At 52.2% G+C, this 15,220-nt stretch carries 11 protein-coding genes; 3 read left to right on the plus strand and 8 right to left on the minus strand.

Features of this window, described 5'->3' with window-relative positions:
• Positions 1–42: 42 nt before the first annotated feature.
• The 6 genes from K7P01_RS24295 to K7P01_RS24315 all read right to left on the minus strand — a co-directional run bounded on the left by K7P01_RS24295 (position 43) and on the right by K7P01_RS24315 (position 6,088).
• Entirely contained in the window at positions 43–1,128 is a 1,086-nt protein-coding gene (locus K7P01_RS24295; protein WP_267297177.1) for a porin, read from the minus strand.
• A 19-nt stretch (positions 1,129–1,147) separates the two neighbouring features.
• Positions 1,148–1,714 (minus strand): K(+)-transporting ATPase subunit C, encoded by a 567-nt coding sequence (locus K7P01_RS24300; RefSeq protein WP_267297178.1) that lies wholly within the window; start codon positions 1,712–1,714, stop codon positions 1,148–1,150.
• 17 nt (positions 1,715–1,731) lie between these two features.
• Complete coding sequence (kdpB, locus tag K7P01_RS24305) at positions 1,732–3,801, minus strand: potassium-transporting ATPase subunit KdpB (protein ID WP_267297179.1); 2,070 nt, start codon at positions 3,799–3,801, stop codon at positions 1,732–1,734.
• 8 nt (positions 3,802–3,809) lie between these two features.
• Positions 3,810–5,525: a potassium-transporting ATPase subunit KdpA gene (gene kdpA, locus K7P01_RS24310; protein WP_267297180.1), complete on the minus strand. Its 1,716-nt coding sequence runs from the start codon at positions 5,523–5,525 to the stop codon at positions 3,810–3,812.
• Positions 5,526–5,538: 13 nt separating this feature from the next.
• On the minus strand, positions 5,539–5,619 hold the full coding sequence (locus K7P01_RS32185; RefSeq protein ID WP_397311139.1) for a potassium-transporting ATPase subunit F: 81 nt from the start codon (positions 5,617–5,619) through the stop codon (positions 5,539–5,541).
• 118 nt (positions 5,620–5,737) lie between these two features.
• On the minus strand, positions 5,738–6,088 hold the full coding sequence (locus K7P01_RS24315; RefSeq protein ID WP_267297181.1) for a DUF7674 family protein: 351 nt from the start codon (positions 6,086–6,088) through the stop codon (positions 5,738–5,740).
• A gap of 381 nt (positions 6,089–6,469) precedes the next feature.
• On the opposite strand from K7P01_RS24315, the gene K7P01_RS24320 reads away from it, so the two are divergent.
• Entirely contained in the window at positions 6,470–7,345 is an 876-nt protein-coding gene (locus K7P01_RS24320) for an NmrA family NAD(P)-binding protein (protein WP_267297182.1), read from the plus strand.
• Between the two features lie 5 nt (positions 7,346–7,350).
• Here the strand turns inward: K7P01_RS24320 and K7P01_RS24325 are convergent, their stop codons facing one another.
• Positions 7,351–8,124 (minus strand): hypothetical protein, encoded by a 774-nt coding sequence (locus K7P01_RS24325; RefSeq protein WP_267297183.1) that lies wholly within the window; start codon positions 8,122–8,124, stop codon positions 7,351–7,353.
• Positions 8,121–9,752, minus strand: coding sequence for a hypothetical protein (locus K7P01_RS24330; protein WP_267297184.1), 1,632 nt, complete (start codon positions 9,750–9,752; stop codon positions 8,121–8,123). Before K7P01_RS24330 ends, K7P01_RS24325 begins: the two co-directional genes overlap by 4 nt.
• A 611-nt stretch (positions 9,753–10,363) precedes the next feature.
• On the opposite strand from K7P01_RS24330, the gene K7P01_RS24335 reads away from it, so the two are divergent.
• Together K7P01_RS24335 and K7P01_RS24340 are read left to right on the plus strand one after the other, a co-directional pair.
• Positions 10,364–13,363, plus strand: a complete 3,000-nt coding sequence (locus K7P01_RS24335) for a SusC/RagA family TonB-linked outer membrane protein (RefSeq protein WP_267297185.1) — start codon at positions 10,364–10,366, stop codon at positions 13,361–13,363.
• Between the two features lie 12 nt (positions 13,364–13,375).
• The gene (locus K7P01_RS24340; protein ID WP_267297186.1) at positions 13,376–14,989 is read left to right on the plus strand and encodes a RagB/SusD family nutrient uptake outer membrane protein; all 1,614 of its coding nucleotides are present in this window, start codon (positions 13,376–13,378) and stop codon (positions 14,987–14,989) included.
• The last annotated feature ends 231 nt before the right edge of the window (positions 14,990–15,220 follow it).

Below are 15,220 nucleotides of genomic sequence, written 5' to 3' on the forward strand. Positions count from 1 at the left end.
GGGGGCTTCTATAATGGTTATCCATGCCGGGTGTATCATACCCTAAAAACTTATCGCCAGCGCGGTAGTCACAAAGGTATTGTTTTTTGAAACATCGTTGCCTTCTTCGAAGATGGCGTCTTTACCGGTAAGGTGACGGGCTTCGACCCGCCACACGGCATGGGCGTTCAGCTGATAGTCGAAGTTGGCGGAAACACCCGTAGTCTTAAAGCCGTTCGGCGTGCCCGTGGCAATGATCACCCCGTTCTCGTCCTGGTAATATTCACCCCGCACTGCAAGCGCCAGCTTTTCGCTTAGGGCAAACCTGGCGATAATGATGGGTGAAATCCAGGAGTTGGTGGAGCTGCTCTCCGGGTTCTTTTCTTCCATACCATAGTCGAGCCCGACGGTAATACCTACTGCTTTCGATACCTGCAGGATGGCATAAAAGTTATGGAAGTACCGCATCTGGCGGGCGCTGTCAGGTTTGTCAGTACCAATAAAGCTGCTGCTGTTCAGCGTTATCTTATCAGAAGGTTTGAAGGTGATCTGTGTGCCGAAGGAGGGCAGTGAGTTACCGTCCACCCGCTGGATGCGCTGCCAGCCGTTCAGGATCAATCCTGATAGAAACCATTTGCCGTTGTCGGTGGTGTACGAAACCTTCGCACCCGCCTCGTAGTAGGGTGTATTGTCGGCCATGATGCTGCGCGTCAGCGCCCAGCAGTCTTTACCGATGGCACTCTCAAAGCCGATGTGTGAACCAAAGATACCGGCATCGATCCATAGGTTTCGGGTAGACGACAGTTTGACACCGGCATTGGCTTCGTAGATATTCTTGAGTACGCCCGGCTCGGCTGCCAGGTTGGCGTTGGCATACGTGCCGGTCATGATGGCCAGATTGGCGCGTACGTTGTCGGTTGTATAGGCACCCCGTATAAAGCCCAGATTGACATTTACTTCGTTGTGCCGGTTGTGCGAGTATACGAACGATGGCTGCGTATTGTTATCGGGTTGGTTGAAATTATATAAGTAGTAGGCTTCTACGTAACCGCTTACTGTAAAGGGCGAAGGCTTGAGTGTATCCTGTGCTTCTTGCGCCTCAGCCGCTGCGGTAATACATAGAAGGGCAATAACGAACGATTTTTTCATAGTTATGATTGTTTCAAAATTATGGTTTTAGTTGATCCAGGGCAATATTCAGGCGCAGTACGTGCACGCGTGCCGGGCCAAACAGACCCAACATCGGTGATTCGGTATAGGTGTCCACCAGCGATTCGAGTACCTGTGGTGTCACGCCCCGCACGTGTGCGATACGGGCAATCTGTACCCGCGCCGCTTGTGGCGAGATGTGTGGATCAAGACCGCTGCCGGAGGCCGTCACGAGGTCGGCGGGAATTTGTTCCTTCGTGACAGTCGGGTTATGCACCAGGAAGGTGTCGATACGCGCCGCTACTACCGCCAGGTAGTCAGGGTTACTCGGACCCTTGTTGCTACCGGCAGAGCCTGCCGCATTATAGTCCACGGCCGATGGACGGCCCCAGAAATATTTGTCATCGGTAAACTTCTGACCGATGCGGGCGTAGCCCACAACCTTACCGTTGGTGGAGAGCGTCTCACCGCGGCCACCACCCGGGGTCAACCGGCCTACGGCAGCAATAAAGAGCGGATAAAGCACGGCCAGCACAATGATCAGGGCCACCGTCAGCTTCAGGGATATTAACAGATTTTTTTTCATACCAATGTTTTTGTGCGTTAAATGAACACTCCCAGGACCAGGTCGATCAACTTGATGCCGATAAAAGGCACCACGATACCACCCACGCCGTAGATCAGCAGGTTGCGGCGTAACAGCGCCGATGCGCCGATGGGCTTATACGCCACGCCCCGCAACGCCAGGGGTATCAGCAGCGGAATGATGATGGCGTTGAAAATGATCGCCGACAGGATCGCCGACTCGGGGCTCTTCAAGCTCATGATGTTTAGTGCCTGCAAGGCCGGGATCGAGGTAATGAACAACGCCGGCACGATGGCAAAATATTTCGCTACGTCGTTGGCGACCGAGAAGGTTGTCAGCGTACCACGGGTAATGAGCAGCTGCTTGCCGATCTCCACCACTTCAATCAGCTTGGTCGGATCGTTGTCCAGGTCCACCATGTTGCCGGCTTCCTTCGCGGCCTGTGTACCGCTGTTCATCGATACGCCGACGTCGGCTTGTGCCAGGGCGGGGGCGTCGTTGGTACCGTCACCCATCATCGCGACCAGCTTACCGGAAGCCTGTTCTTTTTTAATATACTCCATCTTATCCTCGGGCTTCGCCTCGGCAATGAAGTCGTCGACACCAGCTTTTTCGGCGATATACTTTGCCGTTAGCGGATTGTCGCCCGTAACCATCACCGTTTTTACACCCATTTTACGAAGGCGCTCAAAGCGCTCGGTAATGCCGGGCTTGATCACGTCTTGCAGCTCGATAGCGCCGTATACAATGTCGTTCTGTGCTACGACGAGCGGTGTACCGCCATTGGCAGCGATTTTCTCTACGGCCGCGTGGATATCCTCAGGCACCCGGTTACCGGCTTTCTCCACCAGTTTGCGGATCGCATCATACGCGCCCTTGCGGATCACCCGGCCGTCGAGGTCGATGCCGGATGTACGCGTCTCGGCCGAGAACTTGATGATGCGCGCATTCGGCACACCATAGGTCAGGTCGCTGCTGCTGCCCACCAGTGCAGGATGTTTATACCCACGCGAAGCCGCCAGCTCTACGATCGATTTACCTTCGGGCGTTTCGTCTGCCAGGGAAGCGATCGTAGCGCACTCGATCAGGTCGTCTTCGGTAATACCCTTTGCCGGGTGGAACTTCGTGGCGCGGCGGTTACCGATGGTAATAGTACCGGTCTTATCTAGCAGCAGCACGTCTATATCGCCTGCTGTCTCTACGGCCTTACCGCTTTTGGCAATCACGTTTGCGCCCAGCGCACGGTCCATACCGGCAATGCCGATAGCGGATAAGAGACCACCGATAGTGGTCGGGATCAGACACACAAAGAGTGAAATAAAGGCAGCAATAGTAATCGGTGTGCCGGCATAATCGGCATAAGGCTTCAGCGCTACACACACGATCAGAAAGATCATGGTAAAAGCCGCCAGCAGGATTGTCAGCGCGATTTCGTTCGGTGTCTTCTGACGTGAAGCGCCTTCCACCAGGGCGATCATCTTGTCGAGAAAGGTTTCGCCTGGCGCCGTCGTTACGCGCACCTGGATGCGGTCGGAGAGTACTTTTGTACCACCCGTTACCGATGATTTGTCACCACCCGCCTCGCGGATCACAGGGGCCGACTCACCGGTAATGGCAGATTCGTCCACGGTGGCAATGCCTTCTACGATCTCACCGTCGATCGGGATAATATCGCCGGCTTCGCAAACGAAGACGTCGCCTTTTTTCAACTGCGACGAAGCCACGACCTGGATATGGCCTGTGCCGTCGGTGATCTTTTTCGCGCGGGTCTCCTCGCGGGTTTTACGTAAGCTTTCGGCCTGCGCTTTACCGCGGGCTTCGGCCAGCCCTTCGGCAAAGTTGGCGAAGAGCACGGTGATCAGCAGGATGATAAAGATGGTAACGTTATACCACAGCGTACCTTGCGTAGCGTCGCCGGTAATCATCTGGTTCAGTACAACCGCCAGCATGACCGCCGTACAAATCTCGACGGCAAACATCACGGGATTCTTCCACATCAGCCGCGGGTCCAGTTTGACAAACGACTGCCGCAGGGCGGTGCCGACCAACGCCGGCTCAAATAATTTTATATTGCGTTTACGTGACATGACTCAGGTTATTTAAGCGAGAAATATTCGGCCAGCGGACCCAGGGCCAGCGGCGGGAAAAAGGACAGGGCCGTAACAATCACGATCACCGCAAAGGTCATCATGCCGAAGGTGAAGGAGTCCGTGCGAAGTGTGCCGGCGGCTTCCGGTATATACTTCTTGCGGGCCAGCAGGCCGGCAATCGCTACGGGACCGATAATCGGCAGGAAGCGACCCAGGATCAGCACAAAGCCCGTGGTTACGTTCCAGAAAATATTGTTGTCGCCAAGGCCTTCAAAACCACTGCCGTTGTTGGCATTGGCCGAAGTATACTCGTACAACATCTCCGAGAAGCCGTGGAAACTCGGGTTGTTTAGCCATGCCGACGGCTTCACCGTCCAGGCAATGTCCGGTTGGTTTGCGACAAAGTAAGCGGCTATACCCGTCATACCTTTTACCAGAAAGGCCGACAGCAATGTTACCATCATCGCGATCTTTACTTCGCGTGCTTCCACCTTGTGTCCCATAAACTCAGGTGTACGGCCGACCATTAATCCGGAGATAAAGACGGCGATGATGATGTAGATGTAGTAGTTCAGAATACCCACTCCGCAGCCGCCGTAGAAGGCGTTCACCATCATGCCCAGCATTTGCATCATACCCGACAAAGGCATGGAGCTATCGTGCATGGAATTTACCGAACCGGTAGAAATGATTGTCGTGACAATACTCCAGTATGCCGAAGACGCGGGACCGAATCGTACTTCTTTCCCTTCCATCGCACCGGTAGTTTGCGATACTCCCAGGTTGGCGATGGCCGGGCTGCCGTTGATCTCATAGACCATCGTCGGGATCACCAGCAAGAGCATACCGACCGTCATCACGCCGAAGATCACATAGGCAAACTTCTTCTGGCGGATATAGAGGCCCAGCGCAAAGATCACCGCAATGGGAATGATCATTTGCATGAGCAGTTCGAGCATGTTGGTGAAATAGGTGGGGTTCTCGAGCGGGTGCGCCGAGTTGGCGCCAAACCAACCACCGCCGTTGGTACCGATGTGTTTGATGGCGATCATACCGGCCGCCGGTCCGCGCGACACTTGTACGGTGTCGCCTTGCAGCGTGGTAATGGTATCTTTGCCGTCAAAGCTCGTAGGCGCGCCGTTAAAGGCCAGCAATACCGCGCCGACGATACACAAGGGTAACAGGATGCGGGTGTTGGTTTTCAGAAAGATCTCCCAGAAGTTACCCAGGTTGTCGGTAGTCTTTGCGCGCAGGCTGTTGAGTACACCGATCAGCATGGCAATACCGGTAGCGGCACTCACAAATTGCAGGAAGGTGATCACAAACAATTGTGTGAAGTACGTTACACCCGACTCGCCCGAGTAGTGTTGCAGGTCGCAGTTCACCAGGAAGCTGATGATGGTGTTAAAGGCCAGGTCGGGAGTTTGCGCGGGATTGCCGTCGGGGTTCAGCGGCAGCCGGTCCTGGAAGAGTAATAAAAAGAAGCCGTAGACAAACCACACGAGGTTGATGGTCAGCATGGCTTTCAGAAACTGCTTCCAGTTCATGGGCTCCTGCGGATTGATGCCGCACACGCGGTACAGGAATCGTTCGACGGGCAGCAAAAAGTCGGAGAACGTTTTTTCGCCGCTAAACACCCGGGCGATATATACTCCCAGCGGATATGCCAGCAGGACCGTGATAAGAAAGGTGACGATCACACCCAAGATTTCAGTATTCATAATAGGTTATGCATTAAAATTTCTCCGGGTTCACCAACGCGTACAGCAGGTAGCATAACACGGCAATGGCGATGAAAAACAGGAACATCATCATAGGTTAAATGTTTTCGAAGTAATCGACCGACTTGTAGAGCAGCGCGAAGCACACCATGCCCGCCAATAAAAGAATGATTGTGATCATATCCGTATAGTTATGGTTTATGGTTACAGGGTTACACGCCGCTGGCGTACAGCTGGCGCGCATACTCCAGCCGTAATTCCCGGGGCATAAAGGGCTCGATCGACTTGTGTGCCGCCGGGCGCAGATCGATCGAACGCGACAGGGTATAGAGGTATACATTCACGATGCCGTTGCGCACCGTCTGATTACCTTCCTTAAAAAGCTTACAGGCCACTACCAGGAAACGCTCCAGCTTCCGGAATTTATTCTCTTCGCACAGCTGTACCGATGCCTCTGCGAAATGCTGGATAGAAGTATAGTACTGGCGGGCAAGTTGAGCGCTGTCGCTGCAGGCAGGGACTTCGCCGTCCAGCATGACTAACGCGGTTTTTTCAGTGATCATAGTCGTTGTTATTTGCAATCGAAGCCCCATAGGCCAAAGACTATGCAAGGTTTTTAATTGCCTGAAAATCAATTCCTTGGTTATTATTGACTCGTAATAACCCTTCGGATTCCGAAGGGTATGTGCAGAAACGGAAGGGGAGTTACCGTACAGAAACGCCTCTTGCTGAACATTCGCGCGGCAAACCGGACAACGGAAACATTGTAATCGTCTATCCCGGTGATCTCGCCCATCGCCCGCAACACGCGCAACAGTGTGTTGAAAGGAGCCTACGACCTGTTGTCGAAAATGAACAACAACGAAGAGGAGGACACCATCATGGATAGGTGTTTGGCGGTACGGTTTTTTACTGCTTTTGGGTGAACATTAAACCGATCGCATATGCATATCATATTGGGAGCCACCGGCCACATTGGGTCGGTGTTAATCAAACTGCTGGCGGAACGGGGCGAGCAGGTCACAGGCGTGACACATAACCGTGGTAAAGTAAAACAGATCGAAGCCGCCGGCGCAAAAGCCGCGGTCGTCGACATACAGGATACGAATGGGCTACGCGCACTTTTTAAAAAAGGCACGCGTCTTTACTTACTCAATCCTCCCGGCAACTTTGCAGCCGATTCACTGGCCGAGGAAAAACAGTCGATCAGCTCGATCCTGTCGGCATTGGTAGATTCGCTTATTGAAAAGATCGTTGCCGAATCGACCTATGGCGCGCAGCCAGGCGACCAGCTCGGCGACCTGGATGTATTATACGGTATGGAGCAAGCGTTGGCCATGACCCCACGTTACGTTTCCATTTTGCGTGGTTCGTATTACATGAGCAACTTCGATATGGACCTGGGCACGGCCCGCTCCGAGGGTAAGATCTATACACTTTTTCCCGTCGACTTTAAAATTCCGATGGTCGCTCCTGCGGATATTGCGCACTTCGCCGCAGACCTCTTGCTGGAAGCCAAAGAAAATACGGGGCTGCACTACATCACGGGTCCACAGGACTACACACCACGCGCAGTAGCCAACGCATTCAGTAAAGCCCTCGGCCACCCCGTAGAAGCCGTCGCGGTAGAACGCCGCCAATGGCAGGAGTTCCTGATGAAAGCCGGCTTCTCCGAAGCGTCTGCCACGTCTATGGCCAACATGACGGCCGTTACGTTGGAGCAAAACTTCGAGGTAGGCAAGACGCCGAAGCGCGGTAATATTACCCTGGAAGAATATATTGACAACCTGGTGAAAAACCAGGAACACGAAATGGCGTAATTGGATTATTTTGATGTGACCTGTGTGCTGTTTACGGGAATGGCGGGATTCTTATCCGGTATATAGTTCGGTGGATATTCTTTCCAGACATTCTTGTAGGCAGTGCTATACTTCTTCGATAAAAAACGCTGGAGCAAATTGGGGCGTAATGCAGTGGCTGCCTTGATGCGTGCCGTTTCCAGGTGTTGATATTGTTGCGTGATCAGAATCTGGATGTTTTTGTTACGATTTTCGCAATTCTTCTGAATCTGCTTTGTAAGCTCATTTTCTGCATATTGCCTGAAACGCTTGTTATAGTCTGAAATCTCCGCCCTGTATTCAAGGTCCCTGGCAGTTATACGTGACTGGAATGAATGAGCCGCAGTTGTAAGATTTTCGACGTGTTTAATCATATCATTGAGGGATTCCATGACGTATTTGAGATCGGGAAATTTTAAAGACTCAAACGAAGTTATTTTTTTGCCGTTATAAATGGGCATTTTGATGGGGTCAGGAGTTTTATGCAATGGATAATCAATATCCAAATTAATATTCGGATTCGCCTGAACGCAACCTTCCTTCTTCCACGCCTGTAAGGAATCAAGAAATTTGATCTCCTGATTGTAGCTTCTTAGCAAGCCCTCGGTTTCTCGGGAGTAGATCATCTCCAAAGGTACTTCTTGTCTTTGTTTAAGAGCTTCTAAGGCATTGCGTAGGCGTTTAAAGCGACTTTGCGCGTGTGACATTTGGACGCAGCAGAGACAAAGAGTGGTGAGTAAAATGAAAGTGAAGCGAATCATAGTGGGGGTGTTTGGTAGTTCATATTGTACATCTTATGTGTTCGTCGATTGATACTGTCGGTTCTTGCGAGTAGGACCTGCAAATTTGCCTCAATTTCATGGATCGTAGTAACATAGATATCACCCGACCCTCCAATGACCAGATCTCCATCATCTCCATAGACAGTTTCTGTTGTCCGGATAGAGTTGTCGATATTGTCACTACCATAAACAGTCCGGGAGTTGTCAATAGTACCGATACTTCCAATCTCGCTGATATACCCCGGAATGTACCAGTTGGCATACGTATAAGGCCACGCGGGGTCACTCAGATTGATATGATTAGGATTGACCGGTTTTAATCCCTGCAGAAACATGAGAAAATATAGGAGGATAAGCGATTTTAATCCGGCATTCTGCAGCTGTGGTGTTGCCTGATATAAGATGAGTAACGCAAAGGTAATGGAGAACAATGTCAGCAGGTCAATTTTCTGTACGTGTTTCAGCAAGTTGGAGGCCGCCTCGATGGATTCTTTTTGCCGTTTGCTGATAGCTTGCTCCAGGGTTGCCCGGTAATAGGAGGTATAGGAACGGGTGGCCAGGAATTGCTGACCGATGACTCGGAGACGGTTTATGCGCCGCGTTGTATCACTAAATTCATGTTTAAGCGATGCCACTATAGCCGGTGTGATTTTTTGAAGATTTTGCGTGTTAAAATTTTCGAAGGGATTTACGCCCCTGGACACAGAATCGGCAATGGCTATATTAAGGAGGTATTCTGTTCGAAGGGCTCCTTGATGGATCAGCTGGTCGGTCTCCTTCAATGTTGTATAATATTTCTCATCTTCTTTGAGCAAATCCTGCAAAACGAAGGGATTTAGATAGAGGTGCCAATAGGAGGATGAATCAACCTTTGCAGAATCTTTTGTCGATATATTTTTAGCCGGAAGTGTTGTCGTATTACTTGCTTTCACAGTGATAGTTACTTCTGTGCTACGGTTGGAAGGAGCTTTCTGATCATCCGCAGGCTTTTCCGGTTTCGGTAATGTATGCATAGCATAGAGTCCACAGGCGAAGAAGACAGCCATGCACAACGTGACAAACGATAGCCCTTTTGCCCCCGCCACTGTGCGGAGTGTTATCATCACACGCTGGATAAAGGGTGATCGGGACGAATTTCCGTCTTGCGATGCTGTCGTTGGCTGATCTGTAAAGTGAACCAGCAGCAGTAACATCCAAAGCACTACAATGGTAATAACGAAACGATCCCGTTGAAATTGAGACGGAACACAGACATCGATACACACGATCACGAGAATAAAAAGCAGTATCACGATCTGAATGGGCTTTTTTCGGGGTAACCGTATCCGTAGCCCATCCTTTATTATGTTCTTGGGAAGTTGGATTTTGCTGAATGCATAGAGATAGACAATATAGAGTATAAGGGGTAGCGTGAGGTAGCAGATTTTAAAGATGACAAAAAGGTTGGTGCGATCGTTTGCGTCCTTGAAGAGCTCCGCGATAAATTTGAAGGTGAGCGGATGGAAAAAGTCAAACGAGATAAACCCCAGTACGACCAGCTTCAGAACGTCGCCGAACTTGTCATTGAGGACGCCGTGTACTTTCTCCTGGAAAGAAGATAGGTACAATTCTCTTTTTTGATTGGTGTTGTGGATCCGTTGTTGAGGCCGAGTGCTGGCATAACGACGACGTCCTCGGAGGTATTTGGAGCTCATAGTGAAGTTAGAGTAAAGCCAATAGAAAAGCCCATCACACACTCTTTGTCCAAGAGGTTATGATGGGCTCATAATCATTACTGAATCTCGTAAATAACCCGGAAATGACAAAATTTCGAGCCGAGATATTTTAGTCTCGGGATTGGAGCATGAACATTCCAACCGTCATAGGAGCGGGGTGTTTGGGGTGGGGTTGGTCAACATAGCCCGTAGCGAACTTTTTTTTGTAAGTGTCACCCCCTCCGATTTACATCGCCGGTTGGCTTTTTTCATCCGTTCGCCGCCCGTAGGACCTGGTTTCCGGCGATCGCCGGGCATGAAAAAGTATACCCGCCGGGTATTGGTTTTGGGGTATATACTTGTGGATTATCCCGCAACATGAGGTATATATTCCAACATTCAGGGATATAGTTCCTGTATTCAGAATAAATCGTATTACGTCAGGATAATTTCTGGAAAAACGTGTGTCTGTGTTTTCTCTACTTTCAATGCATCATAATAGACCTAATTAAACCTAAGATTGCATGAGAAAGTATTTTACCAAACGCTTGATGGCGGCGTTGGCGCTTTTAGCGTCGGCGTTGCTGTATCAGCAGGCCGCGGCACAGGTGACCGTTTCCGGAAAGGTAGTTTCCGAAGATAACGAGTCACTGCCGGGCGTGAGCGTGATGTTGAAAGGAACATCACTGGGAACGACGACAGATGCCGGTGGACGCTTTACTATAGCGGTACCAGGATCCGAATCGGTGTTGATCCTCAGCTTTGTCGGCTATGTAAGCGAAGAAGTACCGGTGGGCAGTCAAACCAGCCTGGAGATCCGATTGGTGCCCGACCTGCAGTCATTACAAGAGGTTGTCGTGATCGGTTATGGCACGCAGAAGAAAGAAAATGTTACCACCGCCATTGCCAGTGTCAAGGAAAAGGATTTCACCACGGGGGCTATGCGCGATGCATCCGAACTGATCAAAGGCAAGGTGGCGGGCCTCGTGATCGACAACGGATCCGGTGATCCGGGCTCGGGCCCCAACATCTCGCTGCGCGGTATCGCGACCATTAGCGGGTCGACCACGCCGCTGATCCTGATCAACGGCATCCCCGGCGATTTTAATACCGTGGCGCCGGCCGACATCGTTTCGATCGAAGTATTGAAAGATGCTTCCGCGGCGGCCATCTACGGCACACGGGGCGCCAACGGCGTAATTCTGATCACTACCCGTGGCGGCGACCGCGATCGCGCCCCCTCGGTAGTTTACAACCACTACTCGGCGGTTTCCAATATTTACCGCAAACCGGAATTCCTCAACGCGGGCGAATACCTCGAGCGCGCCAAAACCTTCGACTTCGTCAGTAACTACGTGGAAGAGGCCGAAGCCAATGGCGGCGTGGGCGACACCGACTGGCTGGACCTCATCACCCGCACAGCCTATACGCAGAATCATAACCTGTCGGTGCAGGGTGGCGGCGCGTCGTCTACCTACGCGCTGGCTGTTAACTATATTTCGCAGGAAGGGATCTTCCTCAAGTCGGACAACGACGAATTTCGCGTGTCGCTGGACCTGAACCAGTACCTGCTGGAAGACAAGGTCAAGATCAACGTCAACCTGCTGCGTGGGGTGCAGAAGCGTGGTGCGCTGGGCGATGGCAGCTCGTTCAACCCGCTCATTTACCGCAATGCCCTGATCCGCAACCCGCTATTGAAAGTGAAGGACGATGAAGGCAACTGGATCGACCCAGTCAAGTTCCAATACTACAACCCGCTGACCATGATCGAAGAAACGAACGGCGAGCTCAACAATTCCTGGACAAGGTTAACGTCCAACGTCACCGTGGAGCCACTGGCGGGCTGGAAGACAAATCTTATGGTGGCCCAGGAAATAAAGGATGGCTTCGCCGGGTATGCCGAAACTAAAAAGCACTATTCCACTACACGCAATGGCCGCAATGGCTTTGCTTCGCGCAGCGACATCCACAGCAAAACCAACTACCTGGAGCTGACCTCGCAGTACGAGCGGCTGATGGGCGACCACCACGTTACGGTATTGGGCGGTTACAGCTACCAGTACAATGTGAACGAGGGGGGCTGGGCCAACAACTACGACTTCCCGACAGACAAATATTCGTATAACAACCTGGGCGCTGGCAATGCCATGCGCGACGGGCTGGCCCGGATGTCGAGCTATAAGGACGACAACACGCTGGTCGGTTTCTTTGCCCGGGCAGGGTATACGTTCCGCGACAAGTTCAACGTGCTGGCCAGTGTGCGGCGCGAAGGCTCGTCGAAGTTCGGCACCAACTATAAATGGGGTACATTCCCGTCGGCTTCGGCCAGCTGGTTGATCAACCGTGAGTCATTTATGGAGAATGTGTCGGGTCTTACCTTGCTTAAACTACGGGCAGGCTACGGCGTGACGGGCGTGATTCCAGCTGATTCGTATCGGTCCAAGACAGCGCTGGACTATTCGGGCAGCTTCTTCTATAACAACGGCAAGTGGGTACCGCCGCTGCAGAACAGCTGGAACCCCAATCCCAACCTGCGCTGGGAGAAGTCGCAGGAGGTGAACATCGGCGTGGACTTCGAGCTGTTCAACCGCCGGCTGACCGGTAGCGTAGATGGCTACTTCAAGACGACCAAAGACCTGTTGTTCGAGTACCGTGTGCCCACGCCGCCAAACCTGGCCGACCGCACGCTGGCCAATGTGGGTGAGATGGAAAACAAGGGTATCGAAATCCTGCTGCGCGGTACGCCGGTGCGTACCAGCAACTTCGAGTGGAACTCGACGGTAACGATGTCGCACAACCGCAACGAGCTGCTGAGCTTGTCCAACGACCTGTATAAGATCGAGGGCGACTATATCAACACCGGCGACGCCGGCGACCCGATCTCGATGACTACACACCGTGTGAAAGTGGGACAACCGCTGGGTAATTTCTGGGGCCTGAAGTCGGTGGACATCAGCGAAGACGGCCTGTGGGTGATCGAGCTGCCCAACGGCGAGCGCCGCGTGATGGACGACAACGTACTGTCGCAGGATCCCAACCGCCAGATCCTGGGCAACGGCATTCCCAAATACCGCATGGGCTGGACCAACACCTTCCGCTACAAGAATTTTGATTTGAGCGTGGTGATGAACGGTGCCTTCGGCTTCCAGATCCTGAACTTCCAACGCATGTTCTATGAAAATCCCAACATCAACTACAACGTGCTGGAGTCAGCGTTCGATAATGTATACGGCAAGCGGCTGCTGGGCTACACGCGTCAGGCGTATGTGAGCTATTATATCGAAGACGGCGATTACCTGAAGGTAGACAACGCTACGCTAGGGTATAACTTCAATGTATCGAACCTCAAGTTTATCCGGGGCGTGCGGTTGTATGTGTCAGGCTCGAACCTGGCAACCATTACCGGGTATAAGGGCGTGGACCCGGAGATCCGGCGCGACGACCTGTTGTTCCAGGGCAACGACAACCGGGACAAGTTCCCGTCCATCCGGACCTATACCCTGGGGGTGAATGTAAACTTCTAACAGCAACAGACTATGAACATGCTAACGATAAAACGATTTTTTACAGGCCTGGCATTTACGACGGCGATGTTTTCCTGTACCGATCTGAACGAGAACCTGTACGACATCATCACAGCCGAAGAAACCGAGCTTACGGCAGACGACCTGAGCACGATTATCGCGCCGGCCTTTACCCGGTTCCAGACAGTATACTGGGGATGGAACGGCCTCTTTGATGTATACGAAGAATCATCCGACCTCATCGTGACGCCGTTCCGCGTCGGCAACGGGTGGGGCGACCTGTACCTGGATCTGCACAAGCATTCGTGGGGTCCCTTTATCGAGCACGCCAACAACCTGTGGGTAAACGTTTACAACGGCATTACCTATACGAACAAAGCCATGCTCACCATCGAGGGCCTTGCGGACGTGGAAGGCAAAGACAAGGCCCTCGCGGAGCTGCGGGGGTTGCGGGCGATCTACTACTACATTTTGTTTGACAACTTCCGCGGTGTGCCGCTGGTGACGCGGTTCGATTTACCGCAGGGCTACCTGCCGGAGCATAATACGGGCAAGGAAGTGTACGACTTTGTTGAAAGCGAGCTGACGGAGGTCATGCCGTTGTTGAGTGAAGTGACCGATGGCACAACCTATGGCCGGGTAACGAAGTGGGCCGCCAAGATGACGTTGGCCAAGTTGTATTTGAACTCGGAGGTATACTTCGGCACCCCTCGCTGGGACGATGCCAAAGCGCAGGTGCAGGATATCATTGAGAGCGGCGAGTTTTCCTTACAGGCAAATTATGCGGACAACTTCAAGGTAGCGAATGATGTGGCGTCTAACCTGGAGCAGATCTTCTCGATCCCCTTTGACGATATTAATGCGCCGGGATCTTATTATCCGTATAAGACGCTGCATGCGTTGAGTCAGCCGACGTACAACATGCGGGAATCGCCGTGGGGTGGAAGCTGTGGGATACCGCAGTTTATCGATACCTATGACGAAGACGACAGCCGGTTGGCCGAATGCTGGCTGGGTGGGCCGCAGTTTACGAGTGGCGGCGCGCCGATCATGGCGGGGGATGTGCAATTCGAGTATATCAACTACGTGACCAGTGCGGATGCAGCCGAGTTTAATGAAGGCTTCCGGTTTATCAAGTATCAGATTGCGGGGTTGGATGGTAAGGGCAACGATGTGCCGTTCTACCGGTATGCGGATGCATTGATGATCAAGGCGGAGTGTTTGTTGCGTACGGGCGGTGCCGACGAGGCGGCGGCGATCGTGACGGAGGTGCGGCAGCGGAACTTCCGCAGTGAGCCGGAGAAGGCGATCGTGACAGGGGCGGAATTGCTGGAAGGGAGCCGGTATAATTACGGGCCGTATGAGGCGGGTGTGATTACGGAGGAAGAAGGCGGCGAGGATATCGTCTATGGCCGGTTCCTGGACGAGCTGGCGTGGGAGTTTGTAGGAGAGCATCACCGGAAGCAGGACCTCATTCGCTTTAAGACGACGGAGGAGGACAAATCCGTGTATATCGCCAAGTCGTGGTTGACGCACAAGCCGAGCGCGAAGTTTCGGGAAGTCTATCCTATACCCCAGCCGCAACGGGAGACGAATTCCAACCTGGGGCAGAATGACGGGTACTAACGAATAATGAAGATGGCAGATAACTGGCGCGGGTGCATCTCGCGCCAGTTGCCCTGCAATTCCCAACTATTGGGCTGTAACCCTCCTGGGATCGATACCAGATATTCTTCAAGTTGTAGAAAATAGAGTCATTTGGGAATAAATCGTATTAGTAGAAGGTAAAGACGTATAACCCAGGGGGCTGGTTCTTGCCCTATTTTTGTCTATAGGTATTTTAACCATATTCATCAT

It is taken from the genome of Parachryseolinea silvisoli (assembly GCF_021190955.1).
GTDB lineage: Bacteria > Bacteroidota > Bacteroidia > Cytophagales > Cyclobacteriaceae > Ohtaekwangia > Ohtaekwangia silvisoli.